The organism is Micromonospora sp. SL1-18 (genome assembly GCF_047921505.1).
Taxonomy (GTDB): Bacteria; Actinomycetota; Actinomycetes; order Mycobacteriales; family Micromonosporaceae; genus Micromonospora.
In genome coordinates this window covers 108,541-131,315 of sequence record NZ_JBLROA010000011.1, presented here as the reverse complement: position 1 = coordinate 131,315, position 22,775 = coordinate 108,541, and the positions used below count along the sequence as shown (strand labels likewise).

Sequence of the window (22,775 nt, the reverse complement as noted above, 5' to 3'; positions counted from 1 at the left end):
GCACCGAGCGCCCTGGTCTCAGCCCGACACGCCGGGCCGCCCGAACAGCGACGCGTAGCCGGACGGCAGTTGGGTCACCACGTCGTTGAGCTCTCCACCGGACACGGCGTCGGCGATGGTGGACAGGACCGCACTCGTGTCCCACTCCGCGGTGCGTTCCGTGGCGCCGATCTCGTCGCCGACCTTCCGGAGGAACTCCGTCACCCCGATGCGTGGGGCGCCGCCGGGCGCCGATTTCAGGAAATCACCCATCTCCGGCGGCAACTGCGAGCCGAGCTGCCTCGCCTCGTCCGGCGTCAACCGTTCCGCGAGGCAGGTCACCACGGCGCTGATGACCTGCTGGGCCTCAGCGGCGCTGTCGTACTCGCCACGCTCGCGAACCTGTGCCACGAACTCCTGATACTTCATGCCGCCGATACCTTTCAGGGTGCTGTTCTCAGCATGTGATTGGCAGGTACGCCACGGCTGACTACCCCACGCGGGTGTTGTCATTCGAAAGCCACCGCCCGCGCTGGCCTACGCCGCCGATCGGGACGCGGCCGGCCTGACGAGGAGCCGCCGGATCAGCCGGTGCGTCCCGGTCGCGTCAACGGTCACGGACTCGCCACCGTTTCGCGGTGACGGCGGGTTGACGCTGCCTCCGGCAGGGTCGCAGGACGACGTCGTGCTGGTTCGGGGCCGTACGCGCCTCGGCCGGTCCACCGTCTCCCGCAGGCCGTCGAAGGAGATTCGATGATCAGGACGATGGTCCGGATGCGCGCGCGCCCGGGGCTCGAACCCGCCGTGGAGTCGGCGTGGCACACGGTCGCCGGGCAGATCGGCGGCCAGACCGGCAACCTCGGGTACGGCCTGCTGCGCGACGCCATCGATTCGCGCACGTTCGTCGTCGTCACCGAATGGGCCGACGAGTCGGCGCTGCGCGACTACCTGGCCGGCCCGGTCGCGGCGCGTCTCGCCGACGTCGTGCGACCGCTGGTCGGGGCAGCCGGGCCGGAGAGCCACCGGGTGATGCACGACAGCGACCGCGGGGGATCGAGGATCTTCGTGGACGTCGAGCTGACCGTGCCGCCCGGCCGGCTCGCCGAGTTCGAACGCGGATACGCCGAGGTCACCCCCCGGATGGCCGGCGTGCCCGGGTACCTGCGCGAGGAATTGCTGCGTGAGCCCGGTTCGGACGTGTTCCACATCTTCGCGGAGTGGACCAGCGAGGCGGAGTTCTATCGCTGGATCAGCGACCCGGCCCACGCCCAGCAGGAGGCCGGGCCGATCGCACCGTTCCTTCTCGACTTCCGGCGCCGCCTCTTCCACGTCGCGGCCGACCCCGGAAGCGGACCTGAACCGACTACGGGCAGGGAGGCTGCTGCTGTGCACAGGACGACAGACGTACTCGTGGTCGGCGCGGGACCCACCGGGCTCACCGTCGCCGTCGAGCTGGCCCGGCGAGGCATCGAGTGCCGGATGATCGACAGGTTGGCCACCCCGGCCGGCCAGGCCGACAAGGCGATCGGGGTGCACTGCCGCACGATGGAGCTCTGGGAGGACCAGGGCATCGTGCGGGAGGCCATGGACGCGGGGATCTGGCTGACCGGGAACATGGTGTTCGTCAACGGCGTGGAGATCCACCGGATGAGCTGGGAGCTGCCCGAGCTGCCGTACGCGCACCTCGGCCTGCCCCAGTACGAGACCGAACGCATCCTCACCGAACGGCTGGCCACCCTCGGCGTACGCCCGCAGCGCGGCGCCGAGCTGGTCGAGTTCACCCAGGACGACGACGGCGTGCTCGCCACGATCGCGACCGCCGACGGCGGCACCGAGACCGTACGCGCGAAGTACCTGGTCGGCTGCGACGGCGCGCACAGCCGGGTCCGTGAGCTGCTCGGGTTGACCTTCACCGGCGGGCTGGGCCGGTTCCCACAGCTGTTCATGCTCGGTGACGTCGACGTGGACTGGGACATGCCGGACGGTCACCTGCTTCGCTTCCTGCACGAGACCGACGGCCGGATGGACGGGATGCTGGTCTGCGTCCCCCTGCGCGGCGAGTCCCGGTACCGGATCGCCACGCTCGCACCGCCCCGGTTCTTCGCGCAGACCGGGGGGCAGGACGCGCCGCCCGGGTTCAGCGAGGAGCTGGCGGCACCGACCCTCGCGGACGTGCAGGCCGCGCTCGACCAGCTGGCCCCGCCCGGCACCCGGGCGTCGAACCTGCGCTGGTCGTCGGTGTTCCGGATCAGCCACGGCATCGTCGACCGGTACCGGGAGGGCCGGGTGTTCGTGGCCGGCGACGCCGCGCACCTGCACCCGCCCGCCGGCGGCCAGGGCATGAACACCGGGATCCAGGACGCCTGGAACCTGGCCTGGAAGTTGGCCCTGGCGGTACGGGGACTCGCCGCGCCCGGGCTGCTCGACAGCTACGAGACCGAACGGCGCCCGGAGGGCGAGGAGATCGTCGGGCGCGCGGTACGGATGGCCTTCACCGACGAGCTGGACCGCGAGGACCTGAAGCGCCAGTTCCTCCAGGAGATGTCCATGCTGCTCAGCTACGCGGACAGCCCCCTGGTCGGCGAGTGCCTGACCGATCCGGACGCGCTGCGCAACGGCCCCCGGCCCGGCGACCGCGCTCCCGACGTCGGCGGCCTGCGTCGGCAGGGCGTCGGACACCCGATGCGGCTGCGCGATCTCACCCGCGGCACCCGGCACACCCTGCTGGTCTACGTGGACGTTTCCGTCGACGAGGCGGCGTTGGCCGCGGCGGAGAAGCTGTACGCCGAGGTCCGCGGCCAGATGGCCGGGGAGGTCGACGGTTACCTGCTGCTCAGCCCGGACGCCCCCGCGCCGCGGCTGCCGGCCCCACCCGTGGTGCGGGACACCGGCGGCGAGTTCCGGACGACATACGGCGTCAGCGGCGTGGCCCTGTACCTGGTCCGACCGGACGGGCACGTCGGGTTCCGCAGCCAGCCGATCGACGCGGACGCCCTCCGCAAGCACCTGCACCTGGTGTTCGGCGGTGCGCGATGACCCGGGTCCGCACCGTGCTCGCTATGCGTACCAGGCAGGGGTGCGAGGAACGGTTCGAGCAGGAGTGGCGCGCGGCGGCGGAGGAGATCCGCACGTTGGACGGCTGCCTGCACCAGGATCTGGTTCGCGACGCCGACGACCCGCGCAGCTATCTGATCATCAGCGACTGGGCGGACCGGGAACGGTTGGACGCCTTCGGCCGCAGCGAGCACCGGGACCGGCTGCTGCGCATGATCCGTGAACTGCGCGAATCCGCGCAACGGAACACCTACCAGGTGCTGCACAGCGTGCGCAGCGAGCGGGAGGAGACGAGATGACCGAGCAGGCCGTACCCGCGTCGCAGTTCTACACCGACGAGTTCGCCACCGACCCGTACGCCGCGTTCGCCCAGCTGCGCACCGATCGGCCGGTGTGCCCGGTCAGCTCGCCCCGGTTCGACCAGTACCTGATCAGCCGCTACGACGACGCCAAGACGGCGCTGACCGACCCGCGGCTGTCCAAGGACCTGTACGGCCCCGGCCAGCACTACCTGCGGCTGTTCGGGCCGAACTCCGAGGGCCTGAACAAGAACATGCTCAACTCGGACCCGCCGGAGCACACCCGGCTGCGCCGGATCATCTCGCAGGCGTTCGCGCCGCGCCGGATCGAGGCGCTGCGGCCGCGGGTGGCGCAGATCGTGGACGCCCTGCTCGACAAGATCGTCCCGCAGGGCCAGGCCGAGCTGATGCAGGAGTTCGCCATTCCGCTGCCCATGGCGGTGATCTGCGAGCTGCTCGGCATCCCCGAGGCCGACCACGGGCGGGTGCTCGACTGGACCCAGGTGATTCGCACCTCCGGGTCCTCCCGCCGCCCACCCGAGGAGGAGCGGGCGGCCGTGCAGGAGGCCCAGCTGAAGCTGCACGACTACCTCGTCAACCTCATGCAGGCCAAACGGGCGCACCCGGCCGACGACATCATCGGCGCGTTGATCGACTCCTGTGACCGGGACGGGGCGTTGACCGAAACGGAACTGGTCACCACCACGTTCCTGCTGCTCTTCGCCGGGCACCAGACGACCGCGGACTTCCTCGGCAACGCCACGCTGGCCCTGCTGACCCATCCCGAGCAGCTCGAACTGCTGCGCACCACGCCGCAGCTGCTGCCCTCAGCGATCGAGGAGCTGCTCCGGTTCGACGGCCCGCTGCCCGTGGCCAGCCCCCGGATCGCCACCGAGGACATCGATTACCAGGGCGTCCGTATCCCGAGCGGCTCAGTCGTCGGCGTGGTGATCAACTCGGCGAACCACGACCCGGCGCACTTCGCCGACCCGGACCGGCTGGACATCCGTCGGGTACGCGGCCCGCACCTCGGCTTCGGGTACGGCGTCCACTACTGCCTGGGCGTCTCACTGGCCCGGATGGAGGCGCAGATCGGCATCGGGGCGCTGCTGCGCCGGCTGCCCGGGCTGCGGCTCGGGGTCCCGCTCGCCGAGGTGCGCCGGCTGCCGGCCGCGTCGCCGTTCCGGGGCCTGCTGGAGCTTCCGGTCACCTTCGCCGCCTGAGCACCTCCGCCTCGACACGCCCCCGTCCGTACCCCCACATCCGCACCCACCCAAGGAGCAGTCATGGTCTTCCGGAACGTGATCGTCTGCCGCATTGTCCCCGGCAGTGAGAACATCGTCGGCGACGTCTTCGGGCACTACGACAAAACCACCCGGCCGCAGGATCTCGGGGTCATCGGGCGGAGGCTGCTGTCGCACCACGACCTCTACCTCCACGTCATCGAGCGCAGGCAGGACCCGAAGGTGTCCGGCCAGACCCGCGGGCTGCCCGCGTTCCAGAAGATCGCCGAGGCGATCGAACCGTACGTGACGCCGTATCCGAGGTACTGGAAGAACCCGTCCGACTCCGTGGCGAAGGAGTTCTACCGCTGGGTGCCGGACGGAAAGGAGCCCGAGGACAGCACACTGACCGTGATCGTCGGACGGATCAAGCCGGGCGCCGAGCCCGACGTGGCGCGCGTCTTCGCCGAGTCCGACGCCGGACCGCTGCCGGCCGAACTGGGTGTGACCGGGCGCTGGCTGTACTCGATCGACGACGTCTACGTGCACCTGCTGGAGCAGGACGCGTCGCTCGCCGAGGCCACCCGGCACAACCACGACAAGCCGGCCTTCGCCAAGGTGATGGAGGACCTCAGCCCGTACATCAGTCCGTACCAGCCGGACACCTGGCGGGGCCCGCAGGACTCGGTGGCCAGGCCGTACTACCGCTGGCGCGCGGAGGACTGACCGGCGGGACCGCGGTGGGGGCGTCGACGGACACTCCCACCGTCGTCACTCGTCGACGACGGTCTCCGTCTCGCCGTCGTGCTGGAACCGGACGGGCTGGTGCTCGTCGGGCCGTGGGTTCTGGGACGGGGTGTGGTGCGGGTCCCCGTCGGGGGAGAAGAGCACCTCGTCGGTCTTGTGGCTCTTCTCCTCGTTCTCTTCCGGCTCCGTCACGTCCGCTCCTCGCCAAGCCGCGCCTCGCCTGTGATGACGTCGTTTCCACCGTAGGTGGGCGGGGCGGGCCACCGCAGGCGTTCCCCGTCGCCCCGCCCGAACTGCCGAAACAGCCACGATGGTCGCCCGAGATGCGGAATGGTGGGTTCCGCAGGGAGCCGGGTGCGGGGGTGTCGGGTGCCGACGAAGGACATCATCCAGCTGATCGGCGCATTTCTGGACATCGCCGGAGGGCTGGTCATCGCCGTGGGCGTCATCATGGCCACGGTCGTCTTCCTGCGCGGCTGGCGGCGGACCCGCCGGCTGGTCGACGTCTACCCGCCGTACCGGCAGGGCGTCGGGCGGGCCATCCTGCTCGGCCTGGAGTTCCTGGTCGGCGGCGACATCATCCGTTCCGTCGCGGTCTCGCCCACCTTCGCCGGCGTCGGCGTGCTGGGCCTGATCGTGCTGGTGCGGACCTTCCTCAGCTTCTCGCTGCAGGTGGAACTCGAGGGCCGGTGGCCCTGGCAGGATCGGAAACTGGTGACCGGCCCCGGGACGGTGCGGTAATTCCGCGGCGGCTCTCGTACCCGATCGGCAGGATGTCGACCATGTGAGGCTACGCGGAGCCCGCCGCCCGGAGGATGGCGAGGAAGCGCTTCAGAGACAGGACGAAGTAGACGCCCGCGAGCACGCTCAGCGCCGCCGGTATGGAGATCAGGGGCCAGTCCAGCGACTCCGGGTGGCTGATGCCCCGGTTGAGCAGCAGGACAACCAGCGCCCCCAGCACGCAGAGCATTCCGACGACGGCGGCCAGCGTGCCCAGGGTGACCGTGCGGTCCCGCGGCCCGACGGCCGCCTGCATCCCGGTGCCCCGCCGCAGGCCGGAGAGTGCCCCGCCGAGGCAGAGCACGACCCCGATGGTCGCGACCGACAACCCCATGGTCAGCATCGGCGGGTGGTGCACCCACGGTCCGCTCGGCCCGCTCAGCAGGGCGTACGCCCAGCTGAAGGCGAGCAGCGGCAGCACGTACACCGCCAGCAGCGAGAGGCGGTTGGCGCTGAGGCGGAGTGTCGCGTCGTTGTACGCCCGGGCGACCTCGGTGGGTGATCCCCACTCCTGGACGGCGCGGCGGGCGGCCGCCTCGACGTCGGGGCACTTCGCCAGGTTGCCCTCCGTGGCGCACTGGAGGCCGTCCATGACTTCCTCGATGATCGCGGAGCGCCGCGAGTGCGGCCCGACGAGCTGCTGGGCCAGCCGGTCGCTGTAGTGCTGCAGGGCGGCTGCTTCCATCACGCCTCGGCTTTCAGCACGCCGGAGATGACCGAGGACTCCCACTGCCATGCCTCGCGCTTGTCCGCCAGGGCGCGCCGCCCCTTCGTGGTCAGGAAGTAGTTGCGGCGGCGGCGGCCGTTGTGCCGGGACCACTCGCTGCCGATCATCCCGGCGGCCTCCAGGCGGTGCAGGGCCGGGTAGACCGTTCCGGTCGGGAGGTTGATCGCCTCATCGCTGCGTCGCCGGAGCTCCTCGATGACCGCGTAGCCGTGCAGCTGTCCGGGCTCCAGCACAGACAGAAGCATCCCCTCCAGGTTCCCTCTCAGGGTCTCTGCCTTCATATCTCACGATGCTACACATCAGCGCCCGCCGGACATCGGTTGATCAGAGCCCGGGTGGGTGGGCCGAGGACGTTCCGCCACTCTCCGTCGGCGACTCGTTCCGGATTGTCCTTGCGGCCGGCATCGTCGGCTCGCTATCTTGGGGCATATTATGTGCGGCTACATAATAGCGTCGCTACAGGAGGTTCGGCCGTGGAGCAGATGACACGGTGGGTGCTCGCTCACCGGTGGGTGGTGGTCCTCATATGGGTGGCACTCACCCTCGTCGGAGGCGCCATGACGGGGAGCACCATCGACAGACTCACCTACGAGGCGCGCTTGCCGGACCGGCCGAGCCAGGAGGCGAACGACGCCTTCGCTCAGCAGTTCAACCGCACCGGCGGCCGCAACGCTCCGTTGCTGTTGGTGGTGACCGTGCCGGAGGGCACCACCGTCGACAGTCCAGCCGTGCGCCAGGAGTGGGGCACACTGGTGCAGAGCGTCACGCCGCAGGGGGGCCGCAGCGCGTCGTACGTGAACCCCGGCGGTGACTCCCTGGTCTCCGCGGACCGGCGGACCACGGTGGCGTTGCTCTACCCGCCGGCCAATCCCACCAACGCGCCCTACGACCACCTGCTCCCGGCCATCACCGAGAAGGTCGCCCAGACCAAGGTCGCGGGCGCCCAGGTCGAGCTGACCGGCCAACCCGTCCTCTCCGGCCGGAACAGTGGCGCCCCGCCCAGCCCGGTCTACGAGACGCTCATCGGCGCCCTGGGCGCGTTGATCGTGCTGATCCTCGTCTTCGCGAGCGGTCTCGCCATCGTGCCGGTGCTGATGGCGGTGGCCGCCATCCCCACGACGTTCCTGCTGGTACGGGGCGTTACCGGGGTGACCGACGTGTCCTTCATCGTCCAGTTCCTGGTGGCGCTGATCGGTCTGGGTGTGGCCATCGACTACGCGCTGCTCGTGGTCACCCGGTGGCGGGAGGAACGGAACAAGCCCGGCGCCGACGGTCCCGAGCCCGAGGCGCGCCGCGAGGCGGTCGTCCGGTCCATCGCCAGCGCCGGCCGGGCCGTCGCGCTCAGCGGCGCCACTGTGGCGATCTCGCTCGCCGCGCTCGTCGTGCTGCCCGTGCCGTTCCTCCGTAGCGTCGGGTACGCCGGCCTGCTCATTCCGCTGGTGAGTGTGGCCGTGGCCCTCACCCTGCTGCCGGTCCTGCTCTACTCCTGGGGCGACAAGCTGGACCGGCCCCGTCGCAAGCACCGCCCGGACAGCCGACTGTGGACCCGGCTGGCCGGGGTGACCACCCGGTTCCCGGTGCTCTCGGCGCTGATCAGCGGCGCGCTGCTGGTGGCGCTCGCCGTGCCCGTGCTCGCGATACGGCTGGGAGCACCGGAGACCGCGACCCTCGCCCAGGGCGGCGCGCCGGCCATGGCCTTCGAGCGGATCGTCGACGCGGGCTTCGGTGAGGGCATCGCGCGACCCGCCGAGGTGATCGTCAGCGTTGCTGAGGCGGACGCCATGAGCAGCCGGCTTGGCGGCCTCGACGGCGTCTCGGGCAGCGTCGCCCCGGCGGACTGGGCCCGCGGTGGCAACCGGGTGGTCGACATCTGGACCACCGACGACCCGTCGAGCAACTCCGGCCGGGACGCGATGTCCGCGGTGCTGGACACGGCCCGGGAGGCCCCGGGAGCGCTCGCCGGCGGCGGCCCCGCGCTGGACATCGACTTCATCGACGCGGTCTACGGCTCCTTCGGCCTCATCCTGATCTTCGTCGCCCTGCTCACCTTCATCGTCCTGGCCCGGACGCTGCACTCCGTGGTTCTCCCGCTGAAGGCACTGGTGCTCAACGTGCTCTCCACCTCCGCGGCGTACGGCGTGATCGTGCTGATCTGGCAGAAGGGCTACGGCAGCGAGCTGCTGTTCGACACACCAGCGATCGGGGCGATCACCATCTGGATCCCCATGGCCGTGTTCGCTTTCCTCTTCGGGCTGTCCATGGACTACGAGGTGTTCATCCTCCACCGGATCCGCGAGACCCATCTCGAACTGGCTGCCGACGGAAGGCAGGACACCGTGGTGCCCTCGGTCGTCATGGGCATCAGCCGGACCGGACGGCTCGTCACGTCCGCCGCGTTCATCCTGTTTCTCGCGTTCACCGCGCTGTCCAACATCCCGGTTACGGAGGTGCGGGTGTTCGCCACCGCGCTGGCGGCGGGCATCGTCATCGACGCCACCGTGGTCCGGGGCTTCCTCACCCCGGCGCTCGTGACCCTCCTCGGACGGTCAAACTGGTGGTTCCCACGCTCCTTGGGCCGGCTGCTTGTCACCCCCCGGGCAGGCGTCCGGCCCAAGGCCGCAACCCCGCTCAACCCGGAGCACGCAGCGGTCGACCGGCCCGCCGGATGAGGCGCTCGATCCGGCACAGCCGCTGGACACCTTGCCAGCCCGGACCCCGCGGTCCGCGGCGAGGCACGGGCTGCTCCTGACGCGTAAGCCACCGTGCTACGGCACGGTGGCTTATGCGCGCTTTCTCTCGCCTTCATCACCATCCGCCAAGGTGGAAAACGGACGTGGAGCCTACGGCGCGCCGTCCCAGACTCGATGACTGCGGAAGGGAACCGACTGTGTCCAATCAGAGGCCGAGCTACGACGTGGTGATCCTCGGGTCAGGCATTGCCGGATCCACTCTTGGTGCCGTGTTGGCCCGCTCCGGCGCCAAGGTACTGCTCGCCGACGCGGCCACCCACCCGAGGTTCGCCGTCGGAGAGTCGATGATCCCGCAGCTCGTCTCCTGGCTGCAGGTGCTCGCCGAGCGGTACGACGTGCCCGAGTTCCACGCGCTGTGCGACCCGAAAACCATCAACGAGCAGATCAGCAACACCTTCGGCCAGAAGCGGCACTTCGGCTTCATGCTGCACCGGCCGGGGGAGGAGCCCGACCCGAAGGAGGCCAACCAGTTCGTCATTCCCGACGAGCTGTCCTCCGCGTGCCACCTGTACCGACAGGACTGCGACGCGTACCTGTTCCGGGTGGCGGTGAAGTACGGCTGCGAGTCGCGCCAGCAGTGGCGGGTGTCGGGGATCGCCTTCGATGACGACGGCGTCACGCTCACCGGCGTCGACGGGTGCGAGGTCCGGGGCCGCTACCTGGTGGACGCGAGCGGTTTCCGGTCGCCCCTGGCGGACCACTTCCAGCTCCGCGAACAGCCGTGCCGCTTCAAGCACCACTCCCGCTCGCTGTTCACCCACATGGTCGGCGTTCGGCCCTTCGACGAGGTGATCAAGGTGGCCCCCGAGGACCAGCCGCCGGTGCCGTGGCACGACGGCACCATGCACCACAACTTCGAGCGGGGCTGGTTCTGGATCATCCCGTTCGACAACCACAAGCTGTCCCGCAACCCGGTGTGCAGTGTGGGCGTCACCCTCGACCCCCGGCTGTACCCCAAGCCGGAGGACATCACCCCCGAGGAGGAGTTCGCCCAGCTTGCGAGCCGGTTCCCGGCGGTGGCGCGGCAGTTGGAGGGCGCCCGGAAGGTGCGGGAGTGGGTGTCCACCGGGCGGTTGCAGTACTCGTCCCGGCAGACCGTGGGGCGCCGCTGGTGCCTGATGTCGCACGCTGCGGGCTTCCTGGACCCGCTGTACTCGCGCGGCATGTCCAACACGATGGAGGTCATCGCGGCGCTGGCCCCGCGCCTGCTGGACGCGCTCGCCGACGACGACTTCGACGAGGAGCGCTTCCGGTACGTCGAGGAGTTGGAGCAGGGGCTGCTCGACTACAACGACACCCTCGTGAACTGTTCGTTCATCGCGTTCTCGCACTACCGCCTCTGGGACGCGATGTTCCGCGTCTGGGGCTGCGGCACGACCCCCGGCACATTGCGACTCAACAAGGCGCTGCGTACCTTCCGGGCCACCCGCGACGCGAGCCTCTTCGACATTTTGGAGAAGGTGCCGCACGTGGGTCTCTGGTGGCCCGACAGCGATGACTTCAAAGCGGTGCTCGATGGTACGGCGGAGGCCTGCGCCCGATACGAGGCGAAGGAGATTGACGGCGACACCGCAGCCGACATTATCCTCCGGCTCCTCGAGGAATCCGAGGCGGTCCCTCCGGACTTCGGCTGGAAGGACCCGAACAAGCGCTTCATCTTCCCGGACCGTCGCCAGATTCTCGATTTCCTGCAATGGGCGGCCACCTCGCCGCTGCCGGAACTGAGCTCGCTCGGCGGCGAGAACCTCGACGCCATTCTCAAGGCGAACGCTGCAGCTGCCGCCGCCGGAGGGAGGTGAGCGATGCCCGTACGCGATGCGGCGGACACCGTCCAGGAGGCCAACAAGGCACTCGCCCGGTACTGGTTCGACGAGGGCTGGACTCGCGGCAACCTGGACGTCGCGGACCGGATCTTCGCGCCGGACTTCCTGCTCGGAGGCGTGCGGGTCGGCCCGGAGGGGCCCAAGCAGAGTGTCCGGCGGCGGCATGCCGCCTTCGCCGACCTGACGGTGGAGGTCGGGATCCAGGTGGCCGAGGGGCCGTGGGTGGCGACCTGGTTCACCACCCGGGCGAGACACGTGCGGGAGTTCGCCGGCGTGCCAGCCACGGGGCGTTCGATCGTCTCCGAGGGCATGCAGTTGTGGCGCGTGGGGAACGGCCTGGTGGTCGAGGACCGGAACGTCTTCGATCTGTGGAAAGTGGTCCGCCAACTACGCGGCGCCGCAGCCTGACCGGATCCGGGAGGAATTGACAATGCGGCGGCGGCCGCCCCACCGGAGATGCCCTCACGAGACATTCGAGGCGATCTGTGGGAGGGAGGCCGCCGGCGCGTGCCAGCACATTGTGCGTCCGATGCCCGTATGCGACGGACGCGCGAGGAGTTCCTCGCCGCCTTGTGGTCAAAAGTTGGCGCCGACGAGCTTTTTCTCGTACGCGAATATGACCGCGTGGACCCGATTGCGGAGTCCTAGTTTCTCCATTATTCTCTGCACGTGGGATTTGACGGTGCTCTGACTGAGCGTCAGTTCGGCGGAGATTTCGGCATTGCTGAATCCGCGCGCCATGAGGGTGAACACCTTGATCTCACGATCGGTCAGCTGACCCAACGGCGAGTCCCCGCGTTTCTGGCCGACTGTGGGCACAAGCAGGGAGCGGCCGGTCGCGATGATGCGGACCGCGGCGGTGAGCTCCTGCGACGTGCTGCTGCAGGACAGCACGCCCTTTACGCCAGCCCGCAGGACCTGGCTCGCTGTCGCGGCCGCGTCGCTGGTCAGGACCAGCACGTTGGGCGCCGGCAGTGCCGGCTGGTACCGCGACAGGGCGTCCACGCTCCGGACTGCCTCGGCGGGGTCCGTGTGGACGTTGACGATCACGATGTCGGGCCGCAACTCCTGATATCGGGCCGCCGCGGCGTCGACGTCGCCGGCCACCCCGACCACCTGCATGGCGGGGTGGCCTTTGAGAATGGTGTGCAGGCCGGTCAATGAGATGGGTTGCGGATCGATCAGCAGGACTCTGATGTGTGTCGAGCCGGACATGTACTCCCCCGGGATGCGTGAGACAGCGCCAGACCTCGTATACAGGATAGAGTGATCGGTGCCGATCACATCCAGGCCAGCGTTTATCCCATATTGGCTAACCGCAGTCTTTCATTTGGGGCGCTGCCTGATAGGCGTGTCTCGATTTGGCTGGTTTCCGGGATGTGGCGCTGGGTGGTGGGCATGTTCAGGGCCGGACGCGAGGCGGTCCGGCGCGACGAATGCCCACCGGCGTCCGGCGCCTCGTCCGGCGCCGGACGGCCTGGAAGGCCCGCCACGGCCCGCCGCCACGCTGCGGCGGCGGGCCGTGTGAGATCCACATCGGAAGCCGCGGCCACCGGTGCGACGGCGGCGTTGGGCCGGCGGACGGCCGCAGAGGTCAGTTCTTGCGGCCGATCAGCGCGGTGTTCGCCGCGGGCAGCGGGCAGATCCGTTCCACCGTGAAACCGGCATCGGTCAGCCAGGACCGGCACTCCGCCGGGCCGAATCCGGTCGCCTGAGCGGACTGCATCATCATGATGATGTTGAGCACCAGGTTGTCCACCCCGGCCCGCTCGTCGTCGAGCATGGTGTCGTACACGACGACCGCGCCGCCGTCGTTGACTGCGTCATAGGACTTGCGGAGCAGTTCCCGGCGCCGCTCCAGCGGCCAGTCGTGCAGGACGCCACCGAGGATCAGGACGTCCGCGCGGGGCAGGTCGTCGGTGAAGAAGTCGCCACCCTGGAACCGCAGCCGGTCCTGGACCCCGTGCCCGGCGACGAGCTCGTCGAAATGTGGTTCCATCGCCGGGCGGTCGAGCACGGTCCCGGTGAGCCCGGGGTACGCGGCGGCGAGGTGCGCCGCCAGGTTGCCCCGTGCCCCGCCGATGTCGCTGAAGGTCGCGCACCGTGCCCAGTCGAAGACGCGAACCAGTTCGGTCGCCACCGCGCCGCTGAAGCCGTCCATCGCCGACAGGAACAGCCGCAGCCGGGCCGGGTCGTGGAAGATCCGGGTGAACGGCACCTCGCCGCCCTGGCCCTGCCCTCTTGCGTTGCCGTTACGGAGCAGCCCGGTCAGCGCCTTCTGGTCGGCCCCGATCAGCTCGGTGGTCATCCGCAGGAAGCCGCCCACGAAGGCGTCCCCCTCCGGGACCAGGTACCGGGCCGCTCCCGGGCTGTTGTGGTACCGGTCGCCGGTACGCCGCAACAGCCCGAGCGCGGCCAGCGCGTCGAGGAAGTGCCGGGTGGCCCGAGGGTGCAGGTCCAGCCGCTCACGTAGCTCCTCCGTGCTGAGCGACCCGTCGCCGAGCGTGGCGAAGACGCCCAGGTCGAGCGCCGCGGTGACGAGCTTGCTCCGGACGAAGGACCAGCCGACGAACATCACGTCGAAAGGGTCCTCCAACCCGGACTCCGCGGGGGAGTCGAGCCGCGCCTCGTCGGCCTGGGCGGTGAGTCCTGGCGTGGTCATTCCCGGCAACCTCATTCCATCGGGGTCGACATGCGGTCCGTGCCGGACGGTCACCGGCGGTGGTTTTCCAGGTGGGCGGGGAGCGTCCGGCGTCCGCCGATGCGGGCCCGCAGCCACAGCTCGATCGGCCGCTCGTACAAGCGGTACAGCAGGGCGCTGACGGCCGTGGTGAGCACCAGGGCGAGCAGCGCCCAACCCGCGTTCTCCCAGCTCGGCTGCACCGGGCGCATGTAGAACTGGATGATGCTCTGCTTGTCGAAGACGCGCGAGGCGATCTCGAACAACACAGTGAAGTGCAGCAGGTAGAAGGCGTACGACCACTGGCCGAGCGCCACCATGGGCCGGGTCCGCAGCCAGGATGGGCCGCCGGCGAGGTCCCGCGTGGCGACCGCGACCACCACCAGGGCGTACAGCGGCGCGGTGACCTGGGGAAGCGCGTCGTAGATGACGGCCGAGCGCCAGGTCTCGTCGCGCAGCAGCCAGAGCACGAACATCCCCGCGGTGAGTAGCGTGGTGGCCGCCCAGACCGGCAGCGGCGAACGCCAGCCCTTCCGGATCGCGGCGGCCGCGACCATGCCGAGCAGGAACTCCCAGACCCGCGCGATCGGCGAGTAGTTGCCGAAGATCAGGCCCTCCATGCCGTTGAAGGACGGGCGTGCCTGCGGGGGGTAGGCGTCCCAGAGCCACACCTTGATGCCCCAGCCGACGATCACCATGGCGACCGCCGCCCAGCCGAGCCAGCGCAGCGAGCGACGCAGGGTGAACTTCGCCAGGAACGGGAACAGCGCGTAGAAGAACGCCTCAACGGCGAGCGACCAGGTGACCGGGTTGGTCCCGCCGAGGATCCAGTTCGGGACCCATGCCTGGTACAGCAGGATCGCCGAGATGGCGATGAGGACCAGTTCCTCCCGCTGCCCCTGCCGCACGTCGGACAGTTGTAGCGCGAGCGGGAGTAGCGCGCCGATGACCAGCAACGGCCAGATGCGGGCGAACCGCCGCCCGTAGAAGGTGGCGGCCCGGTCGCCGGTGGTGTAGGTCCAGGTGAGCACGAAGCCGGAGAGCACGAAGAAGAACGTGACTCCGGAGGAGCCCAGCACGAAGACTGTGTCGGTGTGCGGGATCGGCAGCAGCCTGCTGACGTGCGACAGGAAGACGCCGAAGGCCGCGATCCAGCGCAGCCCGGTCAGGGACTCCAGCCGGGCGCCCGGGACGGCCGCTGCCGGGGTTGTGCTGGGCGACGGTTCTTGCCTTTGGATGGAGGAAGTCATGACAACGACACCAGCCATTCGACGGTTATGGGGGGAGGGGGGGATGCATTCCGGGGATGGCGCCCGTGGAATGCGACGGCGGCGCCGGCTGTGCCTGTTCAGTCGACGTCAACCATCCAGTGGCATTCCAACATCAGCTGATAAACGCCAGATCAAGCCGCAATGAAGCGGGCCCGCTTGCTTTCTTCCATGCTGGCCGGAATTCCGGACTGCCGGTAGGCTGAGTAGGGTCATGCATTGAATCGCCGGACAGACTCGGGGAATGTCATGCGACGATTTCCGTACGGGACCGCGATGGTGACCGGGGCCTCGAGCGGCATCGGCGAGGGATTCGCCCGCCTGCTCGCCCGGGAGGGTGTGGACCTCGTCCTCGTTGCCCGGCGAGGTGACCGGTTGAAGCAGTTGGCCGACGAACTCGCGTCCCGGCACCGGGTCCGAGTCGACGTGCTCCCGCTCGACCTCACCGACGAGAGCCAGCTCGCCGCCGCCGAGGAGCGGCTGGCCGACCGGGAACGCCCGGTCGAGCTGCTGGTGAACAACGCGGGGTCGAGCGGTTCCGGCGAGTTCGCCGAGCTGCCGCCCGAGCGCGAGCTGCATACCGCGACGTTGAACGCTGTCGTGCCCATGCGCCTGTCCCGAGCCTGCCTGCCCGGCATGATCTCCCGGCGAACCGGCGGGATCGTCAACGTCTCCTCCCTTGTCGCGGTCCTGCCGAAGCCGAAGTCGGCGACTTATGCGGCGTCCAAGGCGTTCCTCTCCTCGTTCAGCGAGAGCGTCGCGATGGAGGTCGCCAAGTATGGCGTGCACGTGACCACCGTCCATACCGGACTGACCCGCTCCGAATTCCACGCCGCCGCCGGCGTGTCCCCCGACACGCTGCCGAAAATCAACTGGCTGACTCCGGAGCAGGTCGCGGACGCCGGGCTGCGGGCGGTCGCGGCCGGCCGGCCCTCCGCGGTGCCGGGTATGGCGTACCGCATTCGACTCCCGCTGATGCGAGCCCTGCCCCGGTCAGTCGTGCGTACCATCATTCGACGCGTCCACAAGGCCTGAGCCGGACGCCCACGGCGGCTCTTTGCTGGCATGCTCGCAAGGCGCAGATCCAAACCCCGTGCGGAAAGGACAACCTGCATGGCCAGCCAGTACGCGAATTCCCTGAAGCACAAGGCCCGCAACCGCGTCGTCATCTTCCTGCATCGGGCCGGCCTGCCCGTCGGCCCGATGCAGTTGTTGACCGTGACCGGCCGCAAGAGCGGTCTGCCCCGGACCACGCCGGTGGCTCCGGTGGTCGTCGACGGCGCCCGGTACCTCGTCCAGGCGTACCCGAACTCGGATTGGGTCAAGAACGCCCGGATGGCCGGGCACGGTGTGCTGGCCCGGGGCCGGCGCCGGCAGGAGGTCGACCTCGTCGAGGTCCCCGAGGGGGATCGGGCCCGGATCCTGCGGGAGTTCCCCGGCCAGAACCCCAGGGGCGTCGGCGCCTTCGTCCGTAACGGTCTGGTCGGCACCCCGTCCCCGGACGGCTTCGCGGCGGCCGCCCATCGCTGCCCGGTGTTCCAGGCCACACCCCGGACGGCGTGACCCGGGCACCCCGCGACGCCGGTCCTTGTCCATCGACATGAGCGGGCGGCCGCCCGGGTCCCCCGGGAAGGCCGCCCGCTTTCGTCACATCGTCAGCCGGTCACTGCGGCACGGCCAGCTCCTCGTCGACCACCGCGGGCAGCGACTGGCCCTTCTCATCGACCCCGGTGATCAGGTAGCGCAGCTCGTCCGGGCCCTGGTGCCGCAGCCACCCCGCCATCCGGCGCAGATCCTCCGGCTTCGGGTAGACGAACCGGCACGACGGGTCCCGCAAGCCGAGGTGCTCCAGCACCACCGGCGAGTTCTGCACGGTTGTCAGGAACTCCTTGCCCGCGTCGGCGGCACTGCGCTCACCGCAGTCGACCGCCTCGCAGACTCGGACCATCTCCTCGAAGAGCCCCTGGTAGCCGGGGGAGTCGGGGACCGGCGACCCGGGGTAGGCCGCCTGCTCCATCACCCGCAGCACCCCGTCGTCACCGGCGGCCGTGAAGCGCTCGGTGAACCGGTCGAAGCGCAGGTTGATCGGCACTTCGGCGGCACACCAGACGCGGTACACGGCGTTCCACAGGCCGTGGTCCGAAAAGGAGATGAACGAGCAGTTGACCAGCTCGTCGTTGTACCGGATGAGTCCCTGCTGGAGCTCGTCGACGTAGCGGAACCGCTCCTCGGCGAAGTCGTCCTCGGCGAGCGCCTGGAGCAGCCGCCAGGCCAGCGAGTTGATGACCTCGCCGGTGTTGGTCAGGCCGCGCGAGTACAGCGGATCGATGAATCCGGCCGCGTGCGACATCAGGCACCAGCGGTGCCCCACGGTCCTGCTGGAGGTGTACTGGATCCGGCCGGCCGACACCCAGGGCCGGACGGTCCGGGCCTCGGTGAACAGCCGTTCCACTGCCGGGAACCGCGCCGCGAACTGCCGGAACTCGTCCTCCGGGCTGACGTCGTCCGGCTTGGGGTACATTCGCTCGTCCAGTGTGAGCCCGATGCTGACCAGCGGGTTCTTCGAGTCCGGCGCGTTGTTGAACGGGATGGACCAGAACCAGCCGCGCTCGAACAGGTGATGCATGGTGCCCTCGACCCAGGGGATGGGCGGCGCGTCGTCCGGCCCCACCCGGAGGCACTCGTCGGTCGGCCGGACCCCGATCATGTGGGTGAACATCGAACGCGAGTGGTGCTTGAGCGCCTCGGGCGGTTGCCGCAGCGCCAGCTTGCGGGCCAGCGGGGAGCGGAAGCCGCTGGCGTCGACCAGGTAGCGGCCCTCGTACCGCTCGCCACCGCGCCCGATGAGCGCGACGTGGTCGTCGGCGAGTTCGATGTCCTCCACCGGGAACGCCTGCCGGACCTCGCAGCCGTACCGGACCGCCGTGTGGAACAGGTACGCGTCGGTGTCCTGGCGGAACAGGTGGCTGGTCTGCAACGCCCTCGACGGCGGGCTGAACTGGAGGAACTCGGCCGGATCCGGCTCCTTGCCCTCCTCGTGCCGGATGAAGCCGAAGTGCCGTTTGGTGCCGCTGGTCGGCCCGATCTCGTCCCGGCAGCCCTCGTAGGACGTCAGCGGCTCCAGCTCGGGCACGCCGTACCGCCGGGCGAGCAGCCGGAACAGCTTGAGGGTGTAGAGCGTCGTCGACTCGCCGACGGCGAACCGGGGGTGCGTACCTCCGTCGAGCAGCAGCACCGAGACGCCCTGTCTGGCCAGAATGGCGCCCAGCGTCGAGCCGGCGATACCCGATCCGAGGATGAGTACGTCATGGCGACGGGCGGCCGCGGTTCGCGGCCGTGGGCGGTAGCCGGACGGCTGCTCGGGCATGGGGTCCTCCCTGGTCGGTCAGGTGCCCGGGGTGGGTCGGGTGTCCGGGCAAGCATCGGGTGCCCGCGCGGAGGCGCGGCGAGGAACGCGGTGGGTCCGGGAGACGGGGCGGCCGGGCGGCGACCGGGGCACCGGGGTGCCCCGGTCGGGTCGGGCGCGGTACGGGACGGGTCGTGGCCGGCGGGCCGGGACTCCCGTACCGCGCGGCGTCAGCCCTGCACCGCCTGCACGGCCTCCGGCGGGCCGCCCAGGATGGGGTGGGAGCCGTCGGTCGGGCGGAACCCGCGGATGTTGTTGCGGTTGGCCAGCTCCTGCATCTTCTCCCAGTCCGGCCGGCCCTTGGAGACCAGGTCGGCGAGCCCGATGAAGAAGTTCTCGACGCCGCCGGGGGTGGCGATGACCAGCAGCTGGCTGGGTTCGTCGGAGAGGTTGCGGAAGCGGTGCGGCACCCCGCGCGGGCCGTAGATGACGGAACCGGCCGGTACGATCGCGCTGACCCCGCCGACCTCGAACTCGTAACGCCCCTTGTTGACGAAGAACGCCTCGTCGGCCTTCTCGTGAACGTGCAGCGGCGTTCCGCTGCCCGGCTGGGTGGTGATCTGGTAGAAGCTGTACAGGCCGCCCGTGTCCTCCTTGCGCAGCAGGAAGCGGCCCTCCTCGCCGAACCACCGCACGGGCTCGACATCGTCCCGGCTGACTACTTTGGGCTGGTGTTCAGACACGTCTGTCCTTTCCTGAGCTCGGATCTTCGGCCCGGTTTCGAGCAGCTGATCGCTAGGGAATCAGTGGGTGCTAAAGGGGGCGATAAAGTGAGGAAAACCAGCGCGCCATCCTTTCTCCGGTCAGGCGAACGTGGTGCCGCCGTCGGTCACCAGGCAGCTGCCGGTGAGGTACGAGGCTCGCGACGAGGCGAGGAAGACGACGGCCTCGGCGACGTCCTCCGGGGTGCCGTTGCGCCGTACTGCGGCGCGCTCGGCGACGGCCCGGCGCTGCGCCTCGCGGATGTACCGGGCCAGCTCGGTGAGGATGAGGTTCGGCTCGACGGCGTTGACCCGTACCCCGTGCGGGCCCACCTCTTGGGCCAGGGTCCGCACGGCGGCCTCCACGCCGGCCTTGGCCACGGCTAGGGGCAGGAAGCCCGGCGCCGGCCGGCGGGCCAGCGCCGCGCCGACGGCCACCACCGAGCCGCCACCCCGTTCGAGCATCCCGGGGAGGACCGCCTTGGCGGGCAGGAACAGCGCCTTGAGCTGCTGGGTCACCACCCGGTCGAGGTCGTCCCAGGTCAGCTCCATCGCCGGCGCGATGCGCGCGTCGTGGGCGCCGAGCCCCGCGGCGTTGAGCACCAGGACGTCCACCGGTCCCAGCTTGGCGGTGGTGCCAGCGACCAGGACCTCCACCTGCTCGGGGTCGGTGACGTCCGCCTGTAGGGCCACGGCGTGGCCACCGCGCCGCCGGACGGCGTCGACGACCTCCCGGGCCCGGTCCGCTCCCTTGTGGAAGTTGACCGCCACCCGGGCGCCCCGGGCGGCCAGCAACCGGGCGGTGGCCGCCCCGATGCCGCTGCTCGCGCCGGTCACCAGGGCCACCTGGCCGGCGAACTCCGCCGGCTCCGGCGGGCGCCCGGTGGCGGCGCGCTGGTCCGTCCCGTGCTCGGGGTCTGCTGTGTTCACCGGGTCGACTCCTTCTCATGGACAGAGGTGGGCCGGCGGTCACGCCCACGCCAGCCAGCAGGCGTAGAGCGCGACGCCAAAGGCGAGGACGGCGGACGCCGTGCGCCACCGGTTGGCGCGGGCCCAGCGGGCGCGTAGCGTCGCCCAGCCGTCCGGGATCTCCCCGGCCTCGGCCCACGCGTCGATGCGCCGGTTCATCCGGACGTTGGCGAGCTCGGACACCAGGGCGACCCCCACCACGCCGGCGAGCGCGGTGGCGAAGGCCGCGCGGGCGGCCGGGCTCGGGGCGAGGAAGGCCAGTCCCAGGCCGGTGGCCAGCGCCACCTTGTTGACCGTCGGCATCAACGGGTCGAAGCCGGGATCCAGCAGGCGGTGCACCTCGGACCAGGTCTGCCGGGGCAGGCGCAGCAGCATGGGCACCACGGCCCGGTCGACGGCGACCAGCACCCCGGCCAGGACCCCGGTGCACAGGACGAAGACGACGGCCAGCGAAGCGGTCAGCATGGCGACCGTTCGCCGCCGGAGCCGGCGGCCCGGGCCACCGGCAGCACGGGGTCACGCTCCAGCCGCTCGTCCAGCATCAGCGCGTAGCTCTGGGTGCGGGCTACGGTGCCGAAGAACGTGTACATGAACAGGTCCCGCAGCCGGCACAGCGCCGTGCTGTGGACCAGCCCCAGGGTGCCGATCCGCCACGACGTGGTGACCATGTCCGCGGTACGGGCCCGCCGGGATTCCTCGAACGCGCGCAGCACCGCCGGCAGGTTCTCCGGCGTCGCCCGCCCCAGCATCCCGGCGAGCACCACCGCGCTCTCCACGGCCTGGCCCGCGCCCTGACTCAGGTTCAGCGTCATCGGGTGGGCGGCGTCGCCGACGAGCACCACCCGTCCGTCGGTCCAGCCGCCGGCGGGCGGCCGGTCGTGGATGCTCACCGGCAGGATGGCGTCCTCCTCGGTGGCCGCGATTATCCGGCCGATCGGCTCGGGCCAGTCGCGGTACGCCTCGGCCATCGCCGCCGCGCGCGTGTGGCGGACCGTGTCGATCCGCCGCGCCGCGCGGTCGCTGGTGATGGCGTCCCAGTAGACCTCGTCCTCGTTCAACCGGCAGTACAGGAAGCGGCGGCCACCCCGGCCCCACAGGTTGAAGAAGGTGCCGGTGGGCACCACCGACTCGCCAGGCAGCCGGGCGATGGCCTGCCAGGCGGTGTATCCCGAGTAGCGCGGCGGGGGTTCGAAGCCCCGCCGCATGGCCGCCCGGACGGCGGAGCGCAACCCGTCCGCGCCGATCAGCACGTCGCCACGGGCCGTCGACCCGTCCGCGAACCGGGCGGTGACGCCGTCGGCGTCCTGGGTGTAGCCGGTCAGTCGGGCATCGAGCCGGATCCGATCCTCGCCCACCGCCTCGGTGAGCACCTTGTGCAGGGCCGACCGGCGCAGGGCGCAGGCCGGCGCGCCGCATCTCTCCGTCGGTGCGTCGAGATGCCAGCGCGCCAGCCGCCTGCCGCTGTCGGAGCGGAACTCGTGGAAACGCATCCGGACCGAGTCCGCCGTGACGGCCTCGTCCAGTCCGATCCGGCGCAGCGAGAGGAAGGCGTTGTGCCAGAGCATGAAGCCTCCTCCCGTCAGCAGTCGGCCGGGAGTGGAGCGCGCCTCGAACACTTCCGTCTCGATGCCCTGCCGCACCAGTCCTGCCGCCGTGGTGAGCCCGCCGATGCCGGCGCCGATCACCAGGGCCTTGCGGAGGGTCGTCATGGTCGGCGTCCGATCAGGTGCCCGACGACACGCTGTCGAGTCGGGCGCGCAGGTCGTAGATGTGCCGCTCGATGCCACCGCCGCTCCAGTACGGGAACATCGGCGCGGCCATCTCCCGGTGCGTGGGCGCGTTCTCCCAGGTACGGAACGCCTCCTCGCTCTCCCACTCGGCGAGCAGGATGTACCGGCCCGGCTGCTCGGCGTCGCGCAGCAACTCGTCCCGGATGTGGCCGGGGGTGCCGGCGACGACGGCGGCGACCAGGCGGTACGCCTCCTCGAACGCCTCTCGGTCCTTGTCGTCGATGCGGGCGGACACCATGACGCGTACGGGCATGACGGATCACCTTTCGAGGTTGTGGTGTGCGGGCACGTGCTCGACGGCCTCGAACACGCGTTTCTGGGCGGCGGAGCGGAAGTGCTCCAGGCGGGCGCTGAGCTTCTCCCGTTCCGGGCTCCTCTGGAATGCGTCCAGCGACGCCTGGTCGGTCCAGTCGGCCATGATCATGTGGACGCCCGGGCGGCGCGGATCCCGCAGCAGCGTCTGGGCGACGCTGCCGGGCAGCCGCGCGGCCGCCCGCGCCGTCTCCAGCCAGGCCGCGCGGAACTCCGCCTCGCGGCCGGCGTGGACGGTCATCTCCAGTACGGTGCGCAGCATGCGTT

Annotated in this window: 24 protein-coding genes; 10 read left to right on the top strand and 14 right to left on the bottom strand. The window is 70.3% G+C overall.

What is annotated here, in order from left to right:
- Nucleotides 1-18: 18 nt before the first annotated feature.
- Complete coding sequence (locus tag ACNAW0_RS07750; RefSeq protein ID WP_416287043.1) at nucleotides 19-408, bottom strand: DUF2267 domain-containing protein; 390 nt, start codon at nucleotides 406-408, stop codon at nucleotides 19-21.
- 324 nt (nucleotides 409-732) lie between these two features.
- Between ACNAW0_RS07750 and ACNAW0_RS07745 the strand changes: the two genes are divergently transcribed.
- The 4 genes from ACNAW0_RS07745 (at nucleotide 733) to ACNAW0_RS07730 (ending at nucleotide 5,281) form a co-directional block, all read left to right on the top strand.
- A complete protein-coding gene (locus ACNAW0_RS07745) occupies nucleotides 733-3,015 on the top strand; it encodes an FAD-dependent monooxygenase (protein ID WP_416287042.1) in 2,283 nt (760 codons plus the stop codon).
- A 23-nt stretch (nucleotides 3,016-3,038) separates the two neighbouring features.
- Nucleotides 3,039-3,332 carry a putative quinol monooxygenase gene (locus ACNAW0_RS07740; RefSeq protein ID WP_416287041.1) on the top strand — a complete coding sequence of 98 codons (294 nt, stop codon included), beginning with the start codon at nucleotides 3,039-3,041 and terminating at the stop codon, nucleotides 3,330-3,332.
- Nucleotides 3,329-4,555, top strand: a complete 1,227-nt coding sequence (locus ACNAW0_RS07735; protein WP_416287040.1) for a cytochrome P450 family protein — start codon at nucleotides 3,329-3,331, stop codon at nucleotides 4,553-4,555. The genes ACNAW0_RS07740 and ACNAW0_RS07735 overlap by 4 nt, the downstream gene beginning before the upstream one ends.
- Nucleotides 4,556-4,618: 63 nt before the next feature.
- Nucleotides 4,619-5,281, top strand: coding sequence for a TcmI family type II polyketide cyclase (locus ACNAW0_RS07730; protein WP_416287039.1), 663 nt, complete (start codon nucleotides 4,619-4,621; stop codon nucleotides 5,279-5,281).
- A gap of 45 nt (nucleotides 5,282-5,326) precedes the next feature.
- Here ACNAW0_RS07730 and ACNAW0_RS07725 read toward each other — a convergent pair whose 3' ends face one another.
- Nucleotides 5,327-5,494: a hypothetical protein gene (locus ACNAW0_RS07725; protein ID WP_416287038.1), complete on the bottom strand. Its 168-nt coding sequence runs from the start codon at nucleotides 5,492-5,494 to the stop codon at nucleotides 5,327-5,329.
- 177 nt (nucleotides 5,495-5,671) lie between these two features.
- On the opposite strand from ACNAW0_RS07725, the gene ACNAW0_RS07720 reads away from it, so the two are divergent.
- Nucleotides 5,672-6,043, top strand: coding sequence for a DUF1622 domain-containing protein (locus ACNAW0_RS07720; RefSeq protein WP_416287037.1), 372 nt, complete (start codon nucleotides 5,672-5,674; stop codon nucleotides 6,041-6,043).
- Nucleotides 6,044-6,092: 49 nt separating this feature from the next.
- Here the strand turns inward: ACNAW0_RS07720 and ACNAW0_RS07715 are convergent, their stop codons facing one another.
- A complete protein-coding gene (locus tag ACNAW0_RS07715; protein WP_416287036.1) occupies nucleotides 6,093-6,767 on the bottom strand; it encodes a hypothetical protein in 675 nt (224 codons plus the stop codon).
- Nucleotides 6,767-7,054, bottom strand: coding sequence for a PadR family transcriptional regulator (locus tag ACNAW0_RS07710; protein ID WP_416287035.1), 288 nt, complete (start codon nucleotides 7,052-7,054; stop codon nucleotides 6,767-6,769). Before ACNAW0_RS07710 ends, ACNAW0_RS07715 begins: the two co-directional genes overlap by 1 nt.
- Before the next feature lie 312 nt (nucleotides 7,055-7,366).
- Here ACNAW0_RS07710 and ACNAW0_RS07705 point away from each other — a divergent pair, with 312 nt between their 5' ends.
- The 3 genes from ACNAW0_RS07705 to ACNAW0_RS07695 all read left to right on the top strand — a co-directional run bounded on the left by ACNAW0_RS07705 (nucleotide 7,367) and on the right by ACNAW0_RS07695 (nucleotide 11,790).
- Nucleotides 7,367-9,478 carry an MMPL family transporter gene (locus tag ACNAW0_RS07705; protein WP_416287034.1) on the top strand — a complete coding sequence of 704 codons (2,112 nt, stop codon included), beginning with the start codon at nucleotides 7,367-7,369 and terminating at the stop codon, nucleotides 9,476-9,478.
- A 218-nt stretch (nucleotides 9,479-9,696) separates the two neighbouring features.
- Nucleotides 9,697-11,358 (top strand): NAD(P)/FAD-dependent oxidoreductase, encoded by a 1,662-nt coding sequence (locus tag ACNAW0_RS07700; protein WP_416287033.1) that lies wholly within the window; start codon nucleotides 9,697-9,699, stop codon nucleotides 11,356-11,358.
- A 3-nt stretch (nucleotides 11,359-11,361) separates the two neighbouring features.
- The gene (locus tag ACNAW0_RS07695; RefSeq protein ID WP_416287032.1) at nucleotides 11,362-11,790 is read left to right on the top strand and encodes an ester cyclase; all 429 of its coding nucleotides are present in this window, start codon (nucleotides 11,362-11,364) and stop codon (nucleotides 11,788-11,790) included.
- Nucleotides 11,791-11,958: 168 nt separating this feature from the next.
- Here the strand turns inward: ACNAW0_RS07695 and ACNAW0_RS07690 are convergent, their stop codons facing one another.
- The 3 genes from ACNAW0_RS07690 to ACNAW0_RS07680 all read right to left on the bottom strand — a co-directional run bounded on the left by ACNAW0_RS07690 (nucleotide 11,959) and on the right by ACNAW0_RS07680 (nucleotide 15,312).
- Nucleotides 11,959-12,597: a response regulator transcription factor gene (locus tag ACNAW0_RS07690; RefSeq protein ID WP_416287031.1), complete on the bottom strand. Its 639-nt coding sequence runs from the start codon at nucleotides 12,595-12,597 to the stop codon at nucleotides 11,959-11,961.
- Between the two features lie 379 nt (nucleotides 12,598-12,976).
- A complete protein-coding gene (locus tag ACNAW0_RS07685; RefSeq protein WP_416287030.1) occupies nucleotides 12,977-14,044 on the bottom strand; it encodes a methyltransferase in 1,068 nt (355 codons plus the stop codon).
- 50 nt (nucleotides 14,045-14,094) lie between these two features.
- Nucleotides 14,095-15,312 carry an acyltransferase family protein gene (locus tag ACNAW0_RS07680; RefSeq protein ID WP_416287029.1) on the bottom strand — a complete coding sequence of 406 codons (1,218 nt, stop codon included), beginning with the start codon at nucleotides 15,310-15,312 and terminating at the stop codon, nucleotides 14,095-14,097.
- A 267-nt stretch (nucleotides 15,313-15,579) separates the two neighbouring features.
- Between ACNAW0_RS07680 and ACNAW0_RS07675 the strand changes: the two genes are divergently transcribed.
- Both ACNAW0_RS07675 and ACNAW0_RS07670 read left to right on the top strand, forming a co-directional pair.
- Nucleotides 15,580-16,365 carry an SDR family NAD(P)-dependent oxidoreductase gene (locus ACNAW0_RS07675; protein ID WP_416287028.1) on the top strand — a complete coding sequence of 262 codons (786 nt, stop codon included), beginning with the start codon at nucleotides 15,580-15,582 and terminating at the stop codon, nucleotides 16,363-16,365.
- Nucleotides 16,366-16,443: 78 nt separating this feature from the next.
- Nucleotides 16,444-16,893 carry a nitroreductase family deazaflavin-dependent oxidoreductase gene (locus ACNAW0_RS07670; protein ID WP_416287027.1) on the top strand — a complete coding sequence of 150 codons (450 nt, stop codon included), beginning with the start codon at nucleotides 16,444-16,446 and terminating at the stop codon, nucleotides 16,891-16,893.
- Nucleotides 16,894-16,993: 100 nt separating this feature from the next.
- Here the strand turns inward: ACNAW0_RS07670 and ACNAW0_RS07665 are convergent, their stop codons facing one another.
- The 7 genes from ACNAW0_RS07665 to ACNAW0_RS07635 all read right to left on the bottom strand — a co-directional run bounded on the left by ACNAW0_RS07665 (nucleotide 16,994) and on the right by ACNAW0_RS07635 (nucleotide 22,770).
- A complete protein-coding gene (locus tag ACNAW0_RS07665) occupies nucleotides 16,994-18,697 on the bottom strand; it encodes an NAD(P)/FAD-dependent oxidoreductase (protein ID WP_416287026.1) in 1,704 nt (567 codons plus the stop codon).
- 209 nt (nucleotides 18,698-18,906) lie between these two features.
- Nucleotides 18,907-19,419, bottom strand: a complete 513-nt coding sequence (locus ACNAW0_RS07660; RefSeq protein WP_416287025.1) for a cupin domain-containing protein — start codon at nucleotides 19,417-19,419, stop codon at nucleotides 18,907-18,909.
- 120 nt (nucleotides 19,420-19,539) lie between these two features.
- Nucleotides 19,540-20,367 carry an SDR family NAD(P)-dependent oxidoreductase gene (locus tag ACNAW0_RS07655; protein ID WP_416287024.1) on the bottom strand — a complete coding sequence of 276 codons (828 nt, stop codon included), beginning with the start codon at nucleotides 20,365-20,367 and terminating at the stop codon, nucleotides 19,540-19,542.
- 39 nt (nucleotides 20,368-20,406) lie between these two features.
- Nucleotides 20,407-20,871, bottom strand: coding sequence for an anthrone oxygenase family protein (locus ACNAW0_RS07650; RefSeq protein WP_416287023.1), 465 nt, complete (start codon nucleotides 20,869-20,871; stop codon nucleotides 20,407-20,409).
- Nucleotides 20,865-22,115: an FAD-dependent monooxygenase gene (locus tag ACNAW0_RS07645; protein ID WP_416287022.1), complete on the bottom strand. Its 1,251-nt coding sequence runs from the start codon at nucleotides 22,113-22,115 to the stop codon at nucleotides 20,865-20,867. The genes ACNAW0_RS07650 and ACNAW0_RS07645 overlap by 7 nt, the downstream gene beginning before the upstream one ends.
- Nucleotides 22,116-22,128: 13 nt before the next feature.
- On the bottom strand, nucleotides 22,129-22,449 hold the full coding sequence (locus tag ACNAW0_RS07640; RefSeq protein WP_416287021.1) for an antibiotic biosynthesis monooxygenase family protein: 321 nt from the start codon (nucleotides 22,447-22,449) through the stop codon (nucleotides 22,129-22,131).
- Between the two features lie 6 nt (nucleotides 22,450-22,455).
- On the bottom strand, nucleotides 22,456-22,770 hold the full coding sequence (locus ACNAW0_RS07635; protein ID WP_416287020.1) for an antibiotic biosynthesis monooxygenase family protein: 315 nt from the start codon (nucleotides 22,768-22,770) through the stop codon (nucleotides 22,456-22,458).
- Nucleotides 22,771-22,775: the final 5 nt, after the last annotated feature.

Bases quoted from the DNA above. Each gene is read 5' to 3' on its own strand.
- ACNAW0_RS07750 (WP_416287043.1), bottom strand. From the start codon at position 408: ATGAAGTATCAGGAGTTCGTGGCACAGGTTCGCGAGCGTGGCGAGTAC.
- ACNAW0_RS07745 (WP_416287042.1), top strand. From the start codon at position 733: ATGATCAGGACGATGGTCCGGATGCGCGCGCGCCCGGGGCTCGAACCC.
- ACNAW0_RS07740 (WP_416287041.1), top strand. From the start codon at position 3,039: ATGCGTACCAGGCAGGGGTGCGAGGAACGGTTCGAGCAGGAGTGGCGC.
- ACNAW0_RS07735 (WP_416287040.1), top strand. From the start codon at position 3,329: ATGACCGAGCAGGCCGTACCCGCGTCGCAGTTCTACACCGACGAGTTC.
- ACNAW0_RS07730 (WP_416287039.1), top strand. From the start codon at position 4,619: ATGGTCTTCCGGAACGTGATCGTCTGCCGCATTGTCCCCGGCAGTGAG.
- ACNAW0_RS07715 (WP_416287036.1), bottom strand. From the start codon at position 6,767: ATGGAAGCAGCCGCCCTGCAGCACTACAGCGACCGGCTGGCCCAGCAG.
- ACNAW0_RS07710 (WP_416287035.1), bottom strand. From the start codon at position 7,054: ATGCTTCTGTCTGTGCTGGAGCCCGGACAGCTGCACGGCTACGCGGTC.
- ACNAW0_RS07705 (WP_416287034.1), top strand. From the start codon at position 7,367: ATGACGGGGAGCACCATCGACAGACTCACCTACGAGGCGCGCTTGCCG.
- ACNAW0_RS07695 (WP_416287032.1), top strand. From the start codon at position 11,362: ATGCCCGTACGCGATGCGGCGGACACCGTCCAGGAGGCCAACAAGGCA.
- ACNAW0_RS07690 (WP_416287031.1), bottom strand. From the start codon at position 12,597: ATGTCCGGCTCGACACACATCAGAGTCCTGCTGATCGATCCGCAACCC.
- ACNAW0_RS07685 (WP_416287030.1), bottom strand. From the start codon at position 14,044: ATGACCACGCCAGGACTCACCGCCCAGGCCGACGAGGCGCGGCTCGAC.
- ACNAW0_RS07680 (WP_416287029.1), bottom strand. From the start codon at position 15,312: ATGACTTCCTCCATCCAAAGGCAAGAACCGTCGCCCAGCACAACCCCG.
- ACNAW0_RS07675 (WP_416287028.1), top strand. From the start codon at position 15,580: ATGCGACGATTTCCGTACGGGACCGCGATGGTGACCGGGGCCTCGAGC.
- ACNAW0_RS07670 (WP_416287027.1), top strand. From the start codon at position 16,444: ATGGCCAGCCAGTACGCGAATTCCCTGAAGCACAAGGCCCGCAACCGC.
- ACNAW0_RS07665 (WP_416287026.1), bottom strand. From the start codon at position 18,697: ATGCCCGAGCAGCCGTCCGGCTACCGCCCACGGCCGCGAACCGCGGCC.
- ACNAW0_RS07650 (WP_416287023.1), bottom strand. From the start codon at position 20,871: ATGCTGACCGCTTCGCTGGCCGTCGTCTTCGTCCTGTGCACCGGGGTC.
- ACNAW0_RS07645 (WP_416287022.1), bottom strand. From the start codon at position 22,115: ATGACGACCCTCCGCAAGGCCCTGGTGATCGGCGCCGGCATCGGCGGG.
- ACNAW0_RS07640 (WP_416287021.1), bottom strand. From the start codon at position 22,449: ATGCCCGTACGCGTCATGGTGTCCGCCCGCATCGACGACAAGGACCGA.
- ACNAW0_RS07635 (WP_416287020.1), bottom strand. From the start codon at position 22,770: ATGCTGCGCACCGTACTGGAGATGACCGTCCACGCCGGCCGCGAGGCG.